Annotated in this window: 16 protein-coding genes and 1 pseudogene; 6 read left to right on the top strand and 11 right to left on the bottom strand. The window is 70.0% G+C overall.

Annotated elements, in window-relative coordinates; all coding sequences use genetic code 11:
- Nucleotides 1–51 precede the first annotated feature (51 nt).
- Nucleotides 52–1035 (bottom strand): PfkB family carbohydrate kinase, encoded by a 984-nt coding sequence (locus tag VIR15_RS01905; RefSeq protein ID WP_331925776.1) that lies wholly within the window; start codon nt 1033–1035, stop codon nt 52–54.
- An 11-nt stretch (nt 1036–1046) separates the two neighbouring features.
- Nucleotides 1047–2039, bottom strand: coding sequence for a class II fructose-bisphosphatase (gene glpX, locus VIR15_RS01900; protein WP_331925775.1), 993 nt, complete (start codon nt 2037–2039; stop codon nt 1047–1049).
- A 96-nt stretch (nt 2040–2135) separates the two neighbouring features.
- Between glpX and VIR15_RS01895 the strand changes: the two genes are divergently transcribed.
- Nucleotides 2136–2720 (top strand): DUF4245 family protein, encoded by a 585-nt coding sequence (locus tag VIR15_RS01895; protein ID WP_331925774.1) that lies wholly within the window; start codon nt 2136–2138, stop codon nt 2718–2720.
- A 44-nt stretch (nt 2721–2764) separates the two neighbouring features.
- Here the strand turns inward: VIR15_RS01895 and VIR15_RS01890 are convergent, their stop codons facing one another.
- Both VIR15_RS01890 and xseA read right to left on the bottom strand, forming a co-directional pair.
- A complete protein-coding gene (locus VIR15_RS01890) occupies nt 2765–3028 on the bottom strand; it encodes an exodeoxyribonuclease VII small subunit (RefSeq protein ID WP_331925773.1) in 264 nt (87 codons plus the stop codon).
- Between the two features lie 10 nt (nt 3029–3038).
- The gene (xseA, locus tag VIR15_RS01885) at nt 3039–4337 is read right to left on the bottom strand and encodes an exodeoxyribonuclease VII large subunit (RefSeq protein ID WP_331925786.1); all 1299 of its coding nucleotides are present in this window, start codon (nt 4335–4337) and stop codon (nt 3039–3041) included.
- A 127-nt stretch (nt 4338–4464) separates the two neighbouring features.
- On the opposite strand from xseA, the gene VIR15_RS01880 reads away from it, so the two are divergent.
- The gene (locus VIR15_RS01880) at nt 4465–5484 is read left to right on the top strand and encodes a 4-hydroxy-3-methylbut-2-enyl diphosphate reductase (RefSeq protein WP_331925772.1); all 1020 of its coding nucleotides are present in this window, start codon (nt 4465–4467) and stop codon (nt 5482–5484) included.
- 43 nt (nt 5485–5527) lie between these two features.
- On the opposite strand, the gene VIR15_RS01875 is transcribed toward VIR15_RS01880, so the two are convergent.
- From VIR15_RS01875 to VIR15_RS01865, 3 genes are all read right to left on the bottom strand, one after another.
- Nucleotides 5528–7111, bottom strand: a complete 1584-nt coding sequence (locus VIR15_RS01875) for a substrate-binding domain-containing protein (RefSeq protein ID WP_331925771.1) — start codon at nt 7109–7111, stop codon at nt 5528–5530.
- 249 nt (nt 7112–7360) lie between these two features.
- Complete coding sequence (locus VIR15_RS01870; RefSeq protein WP_331925770.1) at nt 7361–8566, bottom strand: DNA recombination protein RmuC; 1206 nt, start codon at nt 8564–8566, stop codon at nt 7361–7363.
- A gap of 78 nt (nt 8567–8644) precedes the next feature.
- Complete coding sequence (locus tag VIR15_RS01865; protein ID WP_331925769.1) at nt 8645–9334, bottom strand: M15 family metallopeptidase; 690 nt, start codon at nt 9332–9334, stop codon at nt 8645–8647.
- A gap of 91 nt (nt 9335–9425) precedes the next feature.
- On the opposite strand from VIR15_RS01865, the gene VIR15_RS01860 reads away from it, so the two are divergent.
- From VIR15_RS01860 to ychF, 4 genes are all read left to right on the top strand, one after another.
- Complete coding sequence (locus VIR15_RS01860) at nt 9426–10271, top strand: thioesterase family protein (protein WP_331925768.1); 846 nt, start codon at nt 9426–9428, stop codon at nt 10269–10271.
- Between the two features lie 181 nt (nt 10272–10452).
- On the top strand, nt 10453–11256 hold the full coding sequence (locus VIR15_RS01855) for an ABC transporter ATP-binding protein (RefSeq protein WP_331925767.1): 804 nt from the start codon (nt 10453–10455) through the stop codon (nt 11254–11256).
- Between the two features lie 2 nt (nt 11257–11258).
- Nucleotides 11259–13799: an ABC transporter permease gene (locus VIR15_RS01850; RefSeq protein ID WP_331925766.1), complete on the top strand. Its 2541-nt coding sequence runs from the start codon at nt 11259–11261 to the stop codon at nt 13797–13799.
- A 174-nt stretch (nt 13800–13973) separates the two neighbouring features.
- Nucleotides 13974–15059, top strand: a complete 1086-nt coding sequence (gene ychF / locus VIR15_RS01845; RefSeq protein ID WP_331925765.1) for a redox-regulated ATPase YchF — start codon at nt 13974–13976, stop codon at nt 15057–15059.
- A gap of 279 nt (nt 15060–15338) precedes the next feature.
- Here the strand turns inward: ychF and VIR15_RS01840 are convergent, their stop codons facing one another.
- From VIR15_RS01840 to VIR15_RS01825, 4 genes and pseudogenes are all read right to left on the bottom strand, one after another.
- Entirely contained in the window at nt 15339–16256 is a 918-nt protein-coding gene (locus tag VIR15_RS01840) for a cation diffusion facilitator family transporter (protein WP_331925764.1), read from the bottom strand.
- Nucleotides 16256–16957, bottom strand: a complete 702-nt coding sequence (locus tag VIR15_RS01835; protein WP_331925763.1) for a cation diffusion facilitator family transporter — start codon at nt 16955–16957, stop codon at nt 16256–16258. The genes VIR15_RS01840 and VIR15_RS01835 overlap by 1 nt, the downstream gene beginning before the upstream one ends.
- A 53-nt stretch (nt 16958–17010) precedes the next feature.
- Nucleotides 17011–17391 (bottom strand): ArsR/SmtB family transcription factor, encoded by a 381-nt coding sequence (locus VIR15_RS01830; RefSeq protein WP_414654893.1) that lies wholly within the window; start codon nt 17389–17391, stop codon nt 17011–17013.
- 22 nt (nt 17392–17413) lie between these two features.
- Nucleotides 17414–18286, bottom strand: a pseudogene (locus tag VIR15_RS01825) (hypothetical protein); the annotation flags it as partial.

Genomic DNA, 18286 nt, shown 5'->3' with positions numbered 1-18286 from the left:
GGATTCGCGGTCGATTGTGGCTCGCGACGGCCGTAATTGTCGAATGACGCGTCAGCCGCTGATGAGGTCGGCTCGCGTCGGGGCATGGGCCCCGGGTTGGCCGACCGTGATCCGACTGGTCGCGATCGCCCGTTCGATGGCGGGCACGACTGCGGCGAGGTCGGCACGCCCGAGCCGGTCGCGGGCGGCCGGGCCCCCCGCGAGGCCGTCGTCGAGCAGACCGGAGATCAGGCCGGCCATGAAGGAGTCCCCGGCCCCGACCGTGTCGACGACCGTCACCGGGGGAACGGGCGCGACGTGCGTCTCACCGGTCCGGGTCAGCCTCGCCACGGCTCCCTGATCGCCGCGGGTCACGACGATCAGGCTGGGACCGCGTCCTGCCCAGTCCGCGACCACGTCGTCCGGCGCTTCCTCCGGGCGCAGCCACGCGAGGTCCTCGTCCGACACCTTGACGACATCGGCGAGCGCGACGCACTCCTCGATGACCCGGCGCGCCTCGACGGGGTCGCCCATGAGTGCGGGCCGGACGTTGGGGTCATACGAGATCGTCGCCGTCCGGCGTGCCATCCCCAACGTGTCGCGCACCGCGCCGCCACCGGGCTCGAGCACCGCCGCGATGCTGCCCGTGTGCACGTGGCCGTATGCCCCCAACGCGGGGACGGCCGGCAGCTGCCACTCCAGCTCGAAGCGGTAGGTCGCAGCGCCGGTGCCGTCGATGGTGGCGTGCGCGACGGAGGTGAAGGGGGCACCCTGCGACCCTGGTGTCAGCTCCACCCCCCGCTCCTGGCAGTGATCCGCGATCCGGTTGCCGTGGTCGTCCGTTGCGACCCACGTCGCGAGGGAGACCGGGTGGCCAAGGGCGGCCAGGCCAAGGGCGACGTTCGCGGGGCTGCCGCCGACGTGCTCGACCGTCGCGTCCGCGCCCGTGCCTCCGTCGTCCTCCCGGCTCCCGGCGGTGGCCACGGCGTCGATGAGCGCCTCGCCGATGACGAGCGTGCGGCCGCCGGGCGCGCTGCCGAGGGGGTGGTCGGTCACGGACCCGGCCTTCAGTCCTCGATCATGTCCGGGCTGCCGAACCAGCCCGGACGGCTGAAGTTGTGCTCGCTCTCGATGGTGCGGATCGTCCCGCTGCGCGAGCGCATGACGAGGGAGTTCGTGCGGGCGGAGTTGCTGCCGTAGCGGACGCCGCGGAGCAGCTCGCCGTCGGTGACGCCGGTCGCCACGAAGAAGCAGTCACTCGTGACGAGGTCCTCTGTGGACAGGACGCGGTCGAGGTCGTGGCCGGCATCGATGGCCTTCTGCCGCTCCTCGTCGTCCTTGGGCCAGAGCTTGCCCTGGATGACGCCGCCGACGCACTTGATGGCACAGGCAGCGATGATGCCCTCGGGTGTGCCCCCGATGCCGAGCAGCAGGTCGACACCGGTGTTGGGCCGAGCGGCCATGACCGCACCAGCGACGTCGCCATCGGTGATGTAGCGGATGCGAGCCCCCGTCGCACGGACCTCGTCGGCGAGCTTCTCGTGACGGGGCCGGTCGAGCATGACGACCGTGACATCGGCCGTCGTCTCGCGCTTCGCCTTGGCGACACGGCGGATGTTCTCCGCGACGGGGAGCCGGATGTCGACGACGTCGGCGGCGTCCGGCCCAGTCGCCAGCTTGTCCATGTAGAACACGGCGGACGGGTCATACATGGCGCCGCGGTTGGCGACGGCCATGACGGAGATGGCGTTCGGCATGCCCTTGGCCGTCAGCGTCGTCCCGTCGATCGGGTCGACGGCCACGTCGTACTCGAGGCCGGTCCCGTCACCGACGTGCTCCCCGTTGAACAGCATGGGGGCGTTGTCCTTCTCGCCCTCGCCGATCACGACGATGCCGTTCATGCTGACCGTGGAGATCATGGCCCTCATGGCCTCGACGGCGGCCCCATCGGCCTTGTTCTTCTCACCCCTGCCCACCCAGCGACCACCCGCCATCGCCGCCGCCTCGGTCACTCGCACGAGTTCCAGGGCCATGTTGCGATCGGGCGGGCTGTGCTTCATGGGGTCCTCCGGCTCTGCGGCGTCGCGGTCGGCGCCAGCCTATCGGGGCAGGGGGACCGGTTTGGAGCGGCCGCAGGACTCGGGGACGATGGTCCCATGACCGTCCCGGAGACCGTGTCGACAACCGAGGCCCCGCGTCCCAGCCGCTACTCGCTGGGCTCGCTTCCCAACATGCTTCGCTCCCTGCTCTTCATCGGTCTCCTCGTGGCGGCCCTGGTCGCCCTCGTGCCGCGGGTCGACGAGGTGCACCGTCCGGCCGTCGACGCCCTCGCGAAGGCGCGGATCACGATGACCCAGACCGGGGTGCCGCTCGAGCTGCCCCAGGGCCTGGGTGAGGGATGGGTCCCCACCGTCGCGACGTACGCGCCGGGGACCGCGAACGTTCCGACCTTCACCACGGTGTGGGAGACGCCTGCGGGCGGCGACATCGCGCTCAAGGAGGCGACTGACGCCACGGACGGCTGGGTCGCCCGGTCCGTCAACGACGGGGCGCGCGACGGCTCGGTCAACGTCGGGGCCCGCACCTTCGAGCGCTACGTGTCCCGATCCGGGTCTCAGGTCAGCTACGTCGAGCGCGCGTCCGGCTCCGACGCGACCACGCTCGCCGTAACGGGCACCACCACCGAGGACGAGCTCAAGGCCTTCGTCGCCGCCCTGCGCGAGGTGACACCGGCCACCTGACCGCCCAGTGCGCCGTGGGGAGGGCGCGAGCGGCGGACAGCAACCTAGCCTGCGGCGCCGTTGGCGGAGTCGGTCTGCTTCGTGTCGGTGACTCTCTCGATCTCGGCCTGGGCGCCGTCGAGCCAGCGTGAGCAGTGGGCGGCCAGGGCCTCGCCGCGACGCCACAGCTGCATGGAGTCCTCGAGGGGCGCTTGCCCCGCCTCGAGCTTGGCGACGATGCCGATGAGCTCTTCGCGGGCATCCTCATAACGCAGGTCCGCGATGTCGGGAAACGCCGCGTTGGGGTCCTCAGCCGTGCCGGAAGCCATGCCGGACACCCTATGACGCCGGCTTCGACTGCGTCGTGCGTGGCTTGCGAGCCGCACCTGGGGATGACAAGGGCGCATCCGCGGTGCCGTCGCTCACCGGGCGCACCCCGAAGTCGCCCCGGGCCACCCGCACGCGGAGCAGCTCACCGACGCCGACGTCCTCCTGGTCCATCACGATGCGTCCGTCACGGTGTTGGACGACCGCGTAGCCGCGATCCAGGGTCGACTGCGGCGACAGTGCGATGACCTGACGACGCAGGTGCTCGACCTGGTCGGCCGCCCGGTGCAGCCTGGCCTCGAGGCGCACGGCCGCGCGCTCGCGCAGGCCCTCGAGCTCGTCGCGTCGCACCCGGACGTGGGCGATCGGGTCGGCGAGCACGGGACGGCTGACCAGGGAGCGCAGACCTCGCCACTCGGACTCGATCCGTCGCTCGATCGCGCTGCGCAAACGGTCACGGCCCCCGGCCACCAGGGCGATCTCGCGGGCGGCGTCGGGGACGACCTTCTTGCCGGCATCCGTCGGCGTCGACGCCCTCCAGTCGGCCACGAAGTCGAGCAGGGGCTGGTCGACGTCGTGGCCGATGGCGCTGATGACCGGGGTGCGTGCGGCTGCAACGGCGCGGATCATCGCCTCGTTGGAGAAGGGCAGCAGCTCCTCGAGCGCCCCGCCCCCGCGGGCGATGACGATGACGTCGACCCCGTGCTGCGCATCCAGCTCGGCCAGGGCCGCGACGACCTCGGCGACGGCCGTGCTGCCCTGTACCGCGACCTCGCGGATCTCGAAGCGCACGGCGGGCCACCGGCGCCGGGCGTTCTCGACGACGTCCTTCTCCGCGGCGGAGTTGCGCCCGGTGATGAGACCGACTCGGTGCGGCAGGAAAGGAATCGGCCGCTTGCGCTCGGCATCGAAGACACCCTCGGCCGCCAGCGTCCGCTTGAGCATCTCGACGCGGGCCAGCAGGTCACCGATGCCCACCGGGCGGATCTGCCGGGCCTCGAGCTGGAGGGACCCGCGCTTGGTCCAGAAGGTCGGCTTCGCCTGGAGCACCACCCGGGCACCCTGCGTCAACGGGATCGACATGGCGTTGACGGCGTTCATCGGGACCGAGACGGACAGGGACATGTCGACGTCCGGGTCGCGCAGGGTCAGGAACGCCGTCCCGCCCCGAGGCGTGAACTGGACGACCTGTCCCTCGACCCACAGCTGCGACATCTTGTCGACGTAGTCGGCGATCTTGATGCTGAGCAGGCGGACTGGCCAGGGCCGCTCGGCGGTGGTGTCGGCCGCCTTCTCGGGCAACGGTCCCAGGTTGCTCACGAGGGTCACCCTACGGTGCGCCCCGCCCACCACGGCAGGTCACGGGCGTGCGCCCGCGAGCCCAGCGGCATACGACCACGATTGGGGATGCCACCACCAGCCCACCTACCATGGACGCATGACTCAGCCCGAGAAGAAGGTCCTCCTCGCCGCTCCCCGTGGCTACTGCGCCGGCGTCGACCGCGCGGTCGTGACGGTGGAGAAGGCGCTCGAGCTCTACGGGCCGCCGGTCTACGTCCGCAAGCAGATCGTCCACAACAAGCACGTCGTCAGCACCCTCGAGAAGCGCGGAGCGATCTTCGTCGAGGAGACCGAGGAGGTGCCCGAGGGCGCCACGGTCATCTTCTCGGCGCACGGTGTCGCGCCGGTCGTCCACGACGAGGCCCGCGCTCGCAGCCTCAAGACGATCGATGCGACGTGTCCCCTCGTGACCAAGGTGCACCGCGAGGCCGTCCGCTTCGCAGACGACGACTTCGACATCCTGCTCATCGGCCACGAGGGCCACGAGGAGGTCGTCGGCACGTCCGGCGAGGCGCCTGAGCACATCACCCTCGTCGAGGGGCCCGACGACGTCGACAACGTCACGGTCCGGGACCCCAACAAGGTCGTCTGGCTCTCCCAGACCACGCTGTCGGTCGACGAGACGATGGAGACGGTCAAGCGGCTCAAGGAGAAGTTCCCCGCCCTGCAGAGCCCGCCCAGCGACGACATCTGCTACGCGACGCAGAACCGCCAGGGCGCGGTCAAGCAGATGGCGGGGGACACCGACCTCATGATCGTCGTCGGGTCGCGCAACTCGTCGAACTCCGTCCGCCTCGTCGAGGTCGCGCTCGAGCACGGCGCGCGTGCCGGCCATCTCGTCGACTATGCCGACGAGATCGACGAGGCCTGGCTCGATGGGGTCTCCACCGTCGGGGTGACGTCTGGCGCGAGCGTTCCCGAGGTGCTCGTCCGTGACGTGCTGGCGTATCTCGCAGCGCGCGGCTACGAGACGGTCGAGCCGGTGGTTGCCGCTGAGGAGTCACTCCTGTTCGCCCTGCCCAACGAGCTGCGCCGCGACATCAAGCGCCTCTCCGGGAGCGAGGCAGGGTCGGTCCGTCACGACGCCGCCTTCGAGGACGCCGGCTCACTGCACTGACGATCCCCGGCCCCGGCGGCCGGGCCAGCACCGCGCCGTTCGGTCAGTCGCCGAGTGCCGTCCACAGGGCGGCGTCCAGGTCGCCCGGCTCCGGTGCGGAAAGGTAGCGGCCGCCGGTCAGCTTCGCGATCGAGGTCATCGCCTTGGCATCCGGCTCCGTGCCGAAGCCGATGATGTCGACCCGGACCGGACGGGCCGGATCCTTGAGCTCGTTGAGCCTGTCGGTGAGGATCTGTAGGGAGGCGCCGTAGTCGTCCTCGTTGGGCCCAGCCGTGACGACGACGACGGAGTTGTCGTTTCCCTTCGCGAAGGTCGAGCGGGCCTGCTCGTAGGCGGCGGCGATGGTGTCGTAGAGACCGCGGCCACCACCCACCGTCCGGTCGAGGTCGGCGATGCTCTCGCGGACGGCGAGGAAATGCTTGCCATCGCCGAGCGACCCTGCACCTCGGAGAGGTCGGAAATCGTCTCCCTTGGTGCCGATGTGGAGCGAGTAGGCCCAGAGGGCAAGGGTGTTGGATGGCTGGATGCCGGCGATGCTACGCAGGACCGCCGCCTGCAGGACATCGAGCCGGGTTCCCTCCGGAGTGCGCCGAAGCATGGCGCCGGACACGTCGAGGGCGAGCAGGGCCTGAGCCTTCGGTGCCACGCTGGTCCACGCGGCCCTGACGTCCGCGAGCACGGCCGCCTCGGGGGCCGGCTTCTGCGTGACCATGCCGTAGAGCGGCGTCGGCACCCGGGGTTCCGGCCCGTCCGGTGTCGTGAATCCCGCCTCCGAGAGGGCGTCCTTGGCTTCGTCGGTCGCGAGATAGGTGGCGAAGTCCGCGATGAGCTTGGCGACCTCTGGCTTCTCGTTGACCGTGACGAGGCTGTACTGGAGGAAGGCAGCTCCGTCTGCCGGCGCCAGTGCAGCCAGGTCCTGGTCGGAGTCCGACTCGTTGAACGCGACCAGCTGCGCGGCCGGGACGACGACTCCGAGGGGTGTGTTCGACTGGGCGACCGCTTCGAGGTCCGGCACCGGCGTCGAGGCGTTGGCCCGGACGACTTCCGTCACCCGTGCCGGTGGGAGGCCCGGGGCGGCGGCGCCCAGGGCCGCGGCACCGAGAGCGGAGCGGTTCGGGTCCGGGACGCGGATCGGCGTGCCCCCGGTCATGATGGTCGACCACGTCGCCTGATTGCCCAGCTCGTCAGCCGCCGCAGGGGGAAGCGCCACGACGATGCCACTGGAGGCGAACGGGGCGTCCACCTTGAACTCACGGGCGGCGAGTGACTGCGCATGCTGGATCCACTCCGCGGAGTCAGCGACCCAGGCGGCCGGCTCGGCCGAGGTGCCCACCGTGCGGGCGGCGGCGAAGGCCTCCGCAGCCTGGATCGTGAAGGCAGCACACGGTCCGTCCTTGTGCGTGCTGAGTGTCCTGGCGAGCGAGGCAACGATCGGAGCCACGGCTGGAGCAGCCGCGATGGTGACCGCCGTCGGGTTCGCGCAGGAGACCGGGGCGGCTGCCGTCGATGGCACCCCGGTCGGTGGCGGCTCGGGAGCCAGCAGTCGCCAGCCGGCGAAGCCGGCGATGGCGACGGCCACGACGGTCACCGCCGCGATCATCGCGCGTCGACGTCGTGTCTTGCGCACTCGGGAGCGGTGCGTCTGCTCGGCGCGACGGGCTGAGTCACGGAGCGACTGCTCATAGGGCCCGATCCGCCGACCCGTCGAATTACGATCCTCTTCTGGCGCGGGCCCCCCACCCGCGGTCACTGTGCACCACCATCCACGCGGCAATTGTCCGGGGGTAACCTGCGGAAGTCCACCTGCGGCCTGTCCGTAATGCCAGAACGTGTTCCATTCGGAACGTTCGGCGCTGGATTGCGTGGCTTGTCGGGCCTAGGCGGTGGCCTCGGTTGACGCCCCGGGCGGCTCAGTCACACGCTCGCGTGCCAGGTGTGCCTCGTCCCGTGCCATCCGGCCGAGGCCGTCGAGCAGCTCGGGCGCGCTCAGCGATCGTGGCGCGGACTCGAGCGGGTCGACACTTGCGCCGGGATCCTCGGCGATCCCCAGCTCGTGGAGACGCCGTGCCGTGACGAGGACGCGCGACTCGAGCGTCCCGACGAACCGGTTGTAGTGCTCGACGCTGCGCGCAAGCGACTGGCCCATCGATGTGACGTGGGTCCCGAGGGTCGACAGTCGGACATGCAGGTCCTGGCCGAGCGCGAGCAGGTCCCGTGCACTCTGCTCCAGCGCGTCCTGCTGCCAGACGGCGCCGATGGTGCGCAGGACGGCGAAGAGGGTGCCGGGTGAGGCGAGTACGACCTTGCGACCGAGGGCGTGCTCGTAGAGCCCGGGGTCGTCGGCGAGCGCCGCACCGAGGATGGCCTCGCCGGGAACGAAACACACCACGACCTCCGGCGTGCGGCTGAAGGCGGTCCAGTACGCCTTGCCGGCAAGGGTGTCGACGTGACGTCGCAGCGCGGTCGCATGCGAGCCGAGCAGTTCAGCGCGCTCCTGCGCCCCCACCGTCTCGGCCTGCGCCTGGAGGAAGTGGGACATCGGTGCCTTGCTGTCGACCACCACGTGGCGCCCACCGGGCAGGTTGATCACCGCGTCGGGCCGCACCGTCGCGCCGTGGCGCGAGGTCCGCGTGACCTGCTCGTCGAAGTCGCACCGCGCCAACATCCCGGACAGCTCGAGCACCCGGCGCAGCTGGACCTCCCCCCAGGCGCCACGCACCGAGGAGGCACTCAGCGCGGTCGCGAGGGTGGCCGTCTCCGAGCGGAGCGACTCCGTCGAACGGCTGACCGCGGTGAGGCGCTCGCCGAGCTCGCCGAACTGCTCCACCCGGTCGCGTTCCAGCGCACCGACCTGCCGCTCGACCCGGCCGATCGTGTCCCGGAGCGGCGCCAGGAGGGCGGCCGCGTCGGCGGACTCGGCGCGCGCGAGCTCGAGATCCTCCAAGCGAACCCGCAGCAGGTCTCGCTCAGCCTCCGCGGCAGTCGCCCGCGGCAGGAGCGAGCCCCGCACCCACAGGAACGCGATGAACCCGCCGAGGACCAGCCCGGCGACGAGACCGGCAAACAGTGCAGCTCCATCCATGTCCTCACCGTCCCAGACCGCGCCGACAGCAGCCGGGACCACCACGCGGGCCCACGACGCCCAGCGCTCAACGACGGCTCAGTGCAGCTCGAAGTGCTGGTAGTCGGGGTAGCGCCAGAACCCACCCCAGATGCCGCCACGGTTGATGATGTTCTTCGTCATCGCGGACCAGCGGAACAACATGCCGGGGTCCCGCAGCGAGCGGTTGATCCACCGGTATCCGTTCGGGGGGTACCAGACGCCGTTGGCCGCCTTGTAGGGGTTGCGGCGCGGGTTGACGTCGATGGCCTTGCCGTACGAGTGCGGCGAGAGCCGGGACGAGTTGCCGGTGACCCGACGGCAGTTGAAGGCCGAGGTGTTGTCGGCGGCCATCATCTGCTCGTCGTTGCCGTACCAGAGGTTCGGGTTGTCCATCCGGTTGATCCGGAAGCCGTTCCGGTAGGCGTCGCGGAAGATCGCTGCGACCGCCGATGCGTGTGACGCCCGCACGATGAGGACGCCCCGCTTGATGGTGCCGTCGTACCTCCGGTAGTTCATCTCGACCTTGCGCAGGCTGGCGGGCCCGACCGGGCAGCCGGCGCGCCACGTGTACCTGACGTCCGCGCTGGTGACCGTCTTGATCACGGCCTGGATGGGATCCGACGTCGATATCAGCTGCGACCCTCGCTCGAGCGCGGCCGGCGTTGCGTCGCCTGCCGGCATCAAGGCGCCCGCCAGCAGCATGGTGGCGCCGAGGCTTGCAAGTGGCACTGCCTTTGTTCCAGACATGTCATCCCCTTCGAGTGGCTCACCGGGAAGATGCCGCGATGCAGGGGGATGGTTGCCTGGGCCGGATGGGCGGTCTGCTAGAACTCGACGTGTGAGCGAGTACGACGAGGCCATGCAGCTCCAGCCCGGGGACACACCGGCCACCCGGCACGGTGCCTTCAGCGAGTCCTGGATGATCGGCAATGCCGTCAACGGCGGAGTGGTCATGGCGTCGGGGCTCACGGCCCTGGGGCAGCACCTGTCCCACGACCCCGCGGAGACGACCCACCACGTCGACCCGGTCGTCGTCAGCGCCTACTTCATGACGGCGTCCCTGCCGGGCGCCTTCACGGTCGCCAGCGAGGTCATGCGGACCGGCCGGCTCCTCTCGACCGGCCAGCTGAGCGTTTTCCAGGACGTCGACGGCCAGCAGGTCGAGCGGATGCGGGCCATCGCCTCCTTCGGCAACCTCGACGAGGTCGACGCGAGCCGCCAGTCGACGCCGCCGGACCTGCCACCCCCGGACGAGTGTCTCTCGTCGGAACAGGCCCCGCCGGAGTTCCTCGCGCACAGCAGCTTCCTCGACCGGGTCGACCTGCGCCTCGATCCTGCGACCGCGGGGTGGGCGGTCGGCAAGCCATCGATGCAGGGTCAGATCCGCGGCTGGCTCCGCCTGCGCGACCACCGCGAGCCAGACACCACCCTGCTCGCCTGGGCCCTCGACGCCTTCCCTCCGGTGGCCTTCGACCTCGGCCTCTACGGGTGGACGCCGACGCTCGAGTTCACCGGCCACATCAGGAGGCGACCCGCGCCCGGCTGGTTGCGGGTTGCCCTGTCGACGGAGAACTACGCCGGAGGCATGCTCGAGGAGGACGCCCGGATCTGGGACTCGGCCGGCAACCTCGTGGCGCAGTCGCGCCAGCTGTGCGGGGTGCGTCCCCTCCGCACGACCCCCTGAGCTCCGTCCCTTCGGGAGGCCGTATGCCGCTGTGCTCGCTCGCGCGCGTACGTGACCTCCCGTCGGGGTCGGGTCACGGACCTCAGGGTCACATCGGGGTGCTTCCCTGATGTCCGGGAGTGGCTTCACCTACGAGACTGCCCGGGTTATCGACGAACCTACGACATCTGGGGGACCCACGATGAGCGACCTGACCGACAACCGCGGGGCGGCGGCGAGCGCCGTCGATCTGGTGAAGATCTACGGGAAGGACGAGGCCCAGGTGCGGGCCCTGGACGGGGTCACCGTCGACCTGACGCGGGGGGAGTTCACCGCCGTCATGGGGCCCTCCGGGTCCGGCAAGTCGACCCTCATGCACTGTCTCGCCGCACTCGACACCCCCACGTCCGGTGAGGCCATCGTCGACGGCGTCGCCCTGGGGCAGCTGAAGGACAACGACCTGACGGCCCTGCGCCGCGAGCGGATCGGCTTCGTCTTCCAGGCCTTCAACCTCGTGCCCACCCTCAGCGCGGAGGAGAACATCGTCCTGCCGCTCAGCCTCGCTGGCCGCAAGCCCGACCAGGCATGGTTCGACGAGGTGGTCGACGCAGTCGGCCTCCGGCCCCGCCTCGGGCACCGCCCCGCCGAGCTGTCTGGCGGCCAGCAGCAACGCGTTGCCTGCGCCCGCGCCCTCGTGAGCAAGCCCTCGATCGTCTTCGCCGACGAGCCCACCGGCAACCTCGACAGCACGAGCGGGGCCGAGGTGCTCGGCTTCCTGCGTCGCAGCGTCGACGAGTTCGGCCAGACCGTGGTCATGGTCACCCACGACCCCGTCGCGGCCTCGTACACCGACCGGGTGCTGTTCCTCGCCGACGGCCGGATCGTCGATGAGCTCCGCGCTCCGAACCGGGATCAGATCCTCGAGCGGATGGCGCGCCTCCACGACGCGGCCGCGGCCAAGACGGCGGCCCTGCGGGCCACCGCCGACGCGAAGGTGGCGGGCTGACCATGCTCCGCCTGACTTGGCGCAACCTCGTTGCCCGCAAGCTCCGCCTCCTCATGAGCACGCTGGCCATCGTGCTCGGCATCGGCTTTCTCGCCGGCGTGATGACCTTCAGCAGCGGCCTCAACGCCACCTTCGACAACATCATCAAGGGCTCGACACAGGACGGGGTCGTCCGAACCGAGGGGGAGACGTCCTTCGAGGCCTCGGGGGCCGGGACGTCAGCGCTGCTGACGCCGGCCGACGTCGCCCGGCTCGACGCGCTGCCCGAGGTGGCCAGGGCGGTGGGATCCGTCGACGGGCAGGGCTCCTACCTGCTCGGCAAGGACGGCAAGGTGGTCGGAGGGCAGGGCGCGCCGACGCTTGCCTTCAACTACGCCGAGAGCGAGAACATGCTCGGTGAGCCGGTCCTGGAGCTCGAGTCTGGCCGCTGGCCGGAGCGAGCCGGCGAGGTGACCCTCGACGCCTCCTCGGCGGAGCGCGCCAACTACCGGATCGGCGACACCGTGACGCTCATCGTGCCCTTCGGTGAGCCCCGGCGGACCTTCGAGCTGGTCGGGACCGGCAACCTCAACGGCGGCGGCACGGCCGGGGCGACCCTCGTGCTCCTCGAGACCGGCCAGGCCCAGGACATCTTCCTCGGCGGGCAGGACGATTTCACGTCGGTTGCCCTCACCGCGGCAGACGGGGTCACCCAGGGCGAGCTCGTCGCCGCCGCCAACAAGGTCGTCCCGGCGGGCTTCACGGCCGTCACCGGTGACAAGGTCGTGGCCGAGTCCCAGGACCAGGTCGGGCGGTTCCTCGGCGTCTTCTCGATCTTTCTCACCACCTTCGCGGTGATCGCGATCGTCGTCGGTGCGTTCATCATCTTCAACACGTTCTCGATCCTTGTGAGCCAACGCGTGCGTGAGTCCGCCCTGCTACGAGCCCTCGGTGCGAGCAAGAAGCAGGTGACCCGGTCGGTGCTCGTCGAGGCCTTCCTCATGGCCATCGTGGGCAGCACGCTCGGCCTCCTGCTGGGGCTCGGCCTGTCGCGCGCCCTGGCCGCGGTGTTCCGGGCCATCGGCCTCGACATCTCGGGTGACGTCCTCACGCTGAACCTCCGGACCATCATTGCGGCGTACATCGTCGGGATCGTCGTCACCATGGTCGCCGCACTCGTGCCGGCACGCCGGGCGTCCAAGGTCTCGCCGGTCGCCGCGCTGCGGGACGACCTGACCGTCCAGGAGAAAGGAATGCACCGGCGACTACTCTTCGGCACCATCGCTCTCGTCCTCGGCGGTGGGCTGGTCGTGGCCGGGTTCGCCGACGCGCCGGGGAGCAGCGCCCTCTGGATCGGCGCCGGCGCAGTGATCTGGGTCATCACCGTCGCGGTCATGGCTCCCGTCCTCGGGCATCCCGTGCTCGTCGCCTGCCGGGCGGTGTTCGGCCGGCTGTTCGGCACGGCGGGCCGGCTCGCCGGCGAGAACGCGCTGCGCAACCCACGCCGGACAGGTGCGACGGCCTCGGCCCTGATGATCGGCCTCGCCGTCGTGTCAGCCGTCGGGGTGCTCGCTGCCTCCACAGACAAGACCAACGCTGCGTTGATCGACCAGCAGTTCCGCAGCGACTTCCTCGTGCAGTCGCCGACCTTCCAGAGCTTCCCGACGAGCATCGGCGACCAGATGGAGGGCGTCGAAGGCGTCGCGACGGTCAGTCGGCAGCAGTTCACCCCCGCGCTGATCGGCGGCAAGCAGGCATCGGTGAGCGGCATCGACGAGAGCTTCGACCAGATCTACCAGCTCGACCTGGTGTCAGGCACGCAGGCGCTCTCCGGTGACGAGGTGCTGCTCACCGAGGACGTCGCCGCCGAGCACTCCGTCGGCGTCGGGGACACCCTCGCCGTCGCCTTCCCGGGCGGCAAGACGATCGATCTCAAGGTCGCCGGCATCTTCGAGTCGTCCTACGCCACCGGCTCGGTCACGGTCCCGATGTCGGTTCTGGAGCAGGCCGGTCTCAAGCGCAGCGACGTCACGCTGAGCATCAACGTCGTCGAGGGTGCCGACCTGGCGGCTGTCCAGGCGGCACTCGACAGGGTCGTCGAGGACCTGCCGATCGTGTCGGTCCAGGACAAGGTGGCGTTCACCGAGACGACGAGCGGCCAGATCAACCAGCTGCTGGCGATCATCTACGCCCTCCTGGCGCTCGCCGTGATCATCGCGGTCATCGGCATCGTCAACACCCTCGGTCTCAGCGTCCTCGAGCGCACCCGGGAGATCGGACTGCTGCGCGCGGTCGGTCTCAGCAGGCGCAAGTTGAGGCAGATGGTCACCCTCGAGTCGGTGGCGATCGCCCTGCTCGGGGCGCTGCTCGGCATGGGGCTGGGCCTGGCCATTGGGGTCCTGCTGCGGCAGTCCCTCTCCGAGGACCTGACCGAGCTGGCGCTGCCGGTCGGCAGCCTGATCGCCTTCCTCGCCGTGGCCGTCATCTTCGGCGTCCTCGCCGCTATCGTGCCGGCCGTCAGGGCCTCCCGGATGAAGGTCCTCGACGCGATCGCCACCGAGTAGCCGTCCCCGGGTCAACCAACCGGAACCACCGGGCGCAGAACCGCACCGCCGTGCTCACCCGCCCGTGGACTTCCGGTTGGTTGGCCCGGCTCGGGCGTGTGCCGGGAAGCGAGCTCAGCGGCATACGGCTGCGTGGTCGGGAGCCCGCCACACGGCGACTAAACTCTTGACCCCGTGGCCCTCACCATCGGAATCGTCGGACTCCCCAACGTCGGCAAGTCAACGCTCTTCAACGCGCTGACCAAGAACACCGTCCTCGCGGCGAACTACCCGTTCGCGACGATCGAGCCGAACATCGGCGTCGTGCCGCTGCCCGACGAGCGGCTCGGCGTACTGGCGGAGATCTTCGGGTCCGAGCGGATCCTGCCGGCGACGGTGAGCTTCGTCGACATCGCCGGGCTCGTGCGCGGCGCGAGCGAGGGGGAGGGGCTGGGCAACAAGTTCCTCGCCAACATCCGCGAGTCGGACGCGATCTGCCAGGTCGTCCGGGTCTTCACCGACGACGACGTCGCCCACGTCGACGGCAAGGTCGACCCCGCTGGCGACATCGAGACCATCGAGACCGAGCTCGTCCTCGCCGACCTGCAGACGCTCGAGAAGGCGGTGCCCCGCCTCGACAAGGAGGTCAAGGGCAAGAAGACCGACAAGGCGGTCCTCGACACCGCGCTCGCCGCGCAGAAGGTGCTCGAGGAGGGCAATACGTTGTATGCCGCTGGGCTCGCTGCCGGGGTCGACGCCGAGTTGGCGAGGGGCTTGGGTCTGCTGACGACGAAGCCGTTCATCTACGTGTTCAATCTCGACGAGGACCAGCTCGCCGAAGAGGAGCTCAAGCGCGAGCTCGGCGCGTCGGTGGCCCCGGCGGACTCGGTGTTCCTCAACGCCAAGCTCGAGATGGACCTGATGGACATGGAGCCGGACGAGGCGCTCGAGCTGCTCGAGAGCTTCGGGGCCAAGGAGTCGGGCCTGAACCAGCTCGCACGGCAGGGCTTCCACACGCTCGGGCTGCAGACGTACCTGACCGCGGGACCGAAGGAGGCGCGCGCGTGGACCATCGGCAAGGGGTGGACCGCGCCGCAGGCGGCGGGGGTCATCCACACCGACTTCCAGCGCGGGTTCATCAAGGCCGAGGTCGTGTCGTTCGACGACCTGGTGGCTGCTGGGTCGATGGCCGCCGCCAAGGGCGCCGGCAAGGTGCGGATCGAGGGCAAGGACTACGTCATGCAGGACGGCGACGTCGTGGAGTTCAGGTTTAACGTCTAGCGTTAATAGCGCGCTCCGTTGAATCCTTGCCGGGTGATCAGGTCGTTCGGGGACAAGAACCCGGAGCGGCTGTGGAACCGCGAGCATGCTCGGTCGTACGACCAACGGATGCTGCAGACGGCACTCCGCAAGCTTCGGCTGTTGAGTGCCGCCGTCAACCTGGATCATCGCCGCTTGGGTCGCGGCGCCGAGCGCCGCGGTGGTCCATTCGGGGATCAGGCATGCCGAGGTGTCGCCTCACCGATTGTTTGTGTGGTTGGTGCTCACGGGTTCCGGTGCTCACCAGTCGAGTTCATGGCACTCCCGGCTGCGCGCGGGCTCGACCTGCAGCGTCGCGTGCAGCACACCGTGCTTCTCGCGGAGGACCTCTTTGGCCCCCTCGAGCAGGTCTGGGGTCTGCGCGCCCTCGTCGGAGACGAGGTGCGCCGTGGCCACGAGCATCCCGGACGTCAGGGTCCAGAGGTGCAGGTCGTGCACGTCGCGCACCCCCGGGATCGCCGCCAGGTCGGTGGTGACCTCGTCGATGTCGACGCTCTCGGGAACGTGCTGGCCGAGGACGGCCAGGACCTGCCGTCCCAGGAGCACCGCGCGGATCGCGACGAAGACCCCGATGGCCAGGGCGACGAGGGTGTCCCAGATGGCGTTGGACGTGGCGGCGACCAGCCATCCGGCAGCGAGCACGCCCACTGAACCCGCAGTGTCAGCCACCACCTCGAGGTAGGCGCCTTTGACGTTGAGAGACTCGGTGGACCCGCCGCGCAGGAGCAGCAGGGCTGCGAGGTTCACGGCCAGCCCGATCGCTCCGACGATGAGCATCGGGCCGGTCTGGACCTCGACCGGGTCGCCGATCCGTCCGATGGCCGCGACGACGACGTAGGACGCGACGCCGAGCATCAGCAGGACCGCCAGCCCGGAAGCAAGAATCTCTGCCCGGTAGGACCCATACGTCCGCCGGCCCGTGGAGTCGGGGCGGGTGGCCACCGTCGTGGCGACAAGTGCGGCGCCCAGTGCCACGACGTCCGAAGCCATGTGGCCAGCGTCGGAGAGCAGCGCGAGCGACCCGGAGAGCAGCGCGAAGACGAGCTCGACCGCGAAGAAGGCGGCGATGAGGACGAACGCGACCCGCAGGCGCCAACGATGACGACCACCGGCGTGCCCAGCCGGAGCCCCACCGCCATGGGCGTGCCCGGTGCTCATCAGCGCGCCTCCCCACTCGCACACGAGCGCCGCTGATCCCGGTTGTCGTCCTCCTCGACCAGCTCGCCCTCCCAGGCTTCCCGGCCCTCGTTTACGGCAAAGACTGCGATGACGAATCCCGCCACCGGGTCCAGCCAGGTTGCGCCCGTGATGGTGTAGAGGCCCAGTCCAAGGAGCGTGGAGATGCTGAGCAGCACGCAGATCTTCGTCTCGGCTGCGTCGGCCAGGATGAGCTTGTCGCCGCCGAGCTGGAGCGCCACCCGCTGCTTGGCGGAGGCCAGGACGGGCATCACGATGATGGACGCGGTGAGCAGGACGATGCCGACGAGCGAGTGCTCGGGCGACTCGCCATCCATCAGCGACCGCACGCCCTCGAACACCACGTAGGCCGCGAGGAGGAAGAAGGTCAGTGCGACCGCTCGCAGGGTCCGGCGCTCCTTGCGCTCGTCCGCCTCGCCGTGCCGGAGTCGTGCGGCAAGCCGAAGTCCGACGAGGACGGCGACGGCCGACTCGATCCCGGAGTCGAATCCGAAGCCGACCAGTGATACCAGTCCCGCCACCAGTCCCGCGCTGATGGCCACGGCGCCCTCGACGACGTTGTAGGCGACGGTGAACTGCGCCAGACGCAGCGCCCGACGGGTCAACCGCTCGGTCTCAGGCTCGCCCAGCGTCGACGAGCCCGGGACGTTCGGGGCCAGCATTCTCTTGCGCCCCAGGGCCCGGGACGGCCACGGTTCTCGATGGCCGGTGGCCATCACGCGCTCTCCGTGGCTCTGATCCCGTACCGCGGGCACAGCGTGACCGCGTCCCCGGTCAGCCCGAGGAGTCTCTCTGCCGCCGCGAAGAGGTCCATCAAAGCCTCAGGGTGGTTGAGGGAGAAGACGGATGCGCGTCCCTGCGGCCGGGAGCTGACGAGGCCGCAGTCCTTGAGGCAGGCGAGGTGTTTGGAGACCGTGCTCTGAGCCAGCCCGAGGTGGGCCGTCAAGTCGACCACCCGGTGATCACCGAGAGCCAGGTGTTGAAGGATGGCGAGTCTCGATGGGTCCTGGAAGCCGTGGAAGAGGCAGGCCGCCGCTCTGAGCGCGGCCACCTCGCCTGCGCCGGGATCACCGGAACGACTCATCTGCATCGTCATATGGCGATGCTATTGCCAAGTCTCAGAGCTCGCGGCTGCTCAGGACGGTGGAACTGTCGATCCTCAGCGTGCCGTCCTGCTCCACCAGCCGATACGCCGTTCGTTCTTCGACCACGCGACCGTCGTCGAACGTGTAGGTGAGGGTCGCCTGGACCCTTCCGCCCGATGTCGCCGCGGAGTCACGGATCCTGACCTGCTCGATCTGGCCCCAGAACGCCTCGTACGACTCCTTGCTGCCGGCCGTGGTGTTCCGGTACCGGTCCGTGAGGAGGGCGTAGCCCTCGTCGGTGTTGTCAGGCAGCAGGGCGTAGTAGTCCTGCAGGGCCCGTACCGAACGGATCCCTCCGGGTTGCCCGGCGGCCGGCGACTCCGAGGCGGCCGCGCTGGATGACTTCGTCGCAGCCGGTGAGGAGGGCCGGGTTTCCGCCGTCGTCTGGGCCGGCCTGGTCGTGGCGGTGGGGCTCGTCCTGACGGCAGGGCTCGTCGTCACGGCTGAGCGCGACGGCGAGGGGCTGTCGGCGGCCGATGACATCGTGGGTGGCGCGGCAGCAGGTGTTCGGCCGTCATCGCCCAGGAGAGCCTGAAGGGCCAGGAAGCCAACGGCCGCGATGGCCGCCAGCGCGACGAGCACCGCGATCCCTCGGCGGGACCGACGGTCAATGCGTTCACTGTTGGCAGGCGGTGGGGTTGACGGCGTGGGGCGAGGCAATGACGAGCCGGTGAGCGCGGTGGCGCCGCCAGCGTCGGCCTCGGCGGCCGGTCTAGCCGCGGCGGGCGTTCCCATCGCGACTGTTGGTGGTGCCGGCGGGCCAGTGGGGCCGGCTGGCAAAGGCATCGTCGTGACAGGGGAGATCGCGGCGGTTGGCTGCTCCTCCAACGGAGCCGACAGGTCGAG

Origin of the sequence: Intrasporangium sp. (assembly GCF_036566125.1) — a bacterium.
In the GTDB taxonomy this organism is placed as follows: Bacteria; Actinomycetota; Actinomycetes; order Actinomycetales; family Dermatophilaceae; genus Intrasporangium.
The sequence above is the reverse complement of the archived record's forward strand: the minus strand, read 5'-3'. Positions and strand labels throughout refer to the sequence as shown.

Coding starts and splice junctions, on each gene's coding strand:
- glpX (WP_331925775.1), bottom strand. CDS start 2,039: ATGAAGCACAGCCCGCCCGATCGCAACATGGCCCTGGAACTCGTGCGA.
- VIR15_RS01895 (WP_331925774.1), top strand. CDS start 2,136: ATGACCGTCCCGGAGACCGTGTCGACAACCGAGGCCCCGCGTCCCAGC.
- VIR15_RS01890 (WP_331925773.1), bottom strand. CDS start 3,028: ATGGCTTCCGGCACGGCTGAGGACCCCAACGCGGCGTTTCCCGACATC.
- VIR15_RS01880 (WP_331925772.1), top strand. CDS start 4,465: ATGACTCAGCCCGAGAAGAAGGTCCTCCTCGCCGCTCCCCGTGGCTAC.
- VIR15_RS01870 (WP_331925770.1), bottom strand. CDS start 8,566: ATGGATGGAGCTGCACTGTTTGCCGGTCTCGTCGCCGGGCTGGTCCTC.
- VIR15_RS01865 (WP_331925769.1), bottom strand. CDS start 9,334: ATGTCTGGAACAAAGGCAGTGCCACTTGCAAGCCTCGGCGCCACCATG.
- VIR15_RS01855 (WP_331925767.1), top strand. CDS start 10,453: ATGAGCGACCTGACCGACAACCGCGGGGCGGCGGCGAGCGCCGTCGAT.
- VIR15_RS01850 (WP_331925766.1), top strand. CDS start 11,259: ATGCTCCGCCTGACTTGGCGCAACCTCGTTGCCCGCAAGCTCCGCCTC.
- VIR15_RS01840 (WP_331925764.1), bottom strand. CDS start 16,256: ATGAGCACCGGGCACGCCCATGGCGGTGGGGCTCCGGCTGGGCACGCC.
- VIR15_RS01835 (WP_331925763.1), bottom strand. CDS start 16,957: ATGCTGGCCCCGAACGTCCCGGGCTCGTCGACGCTGGGCGAGCCTGAG.
- VIR15_RS01830 (WP_414654893.1), bottom strand. CDS start 17,391: ATGACGATGCAGATGAGTCGTTCCGGTGATCCCGGCGCAGGCGAGGTG.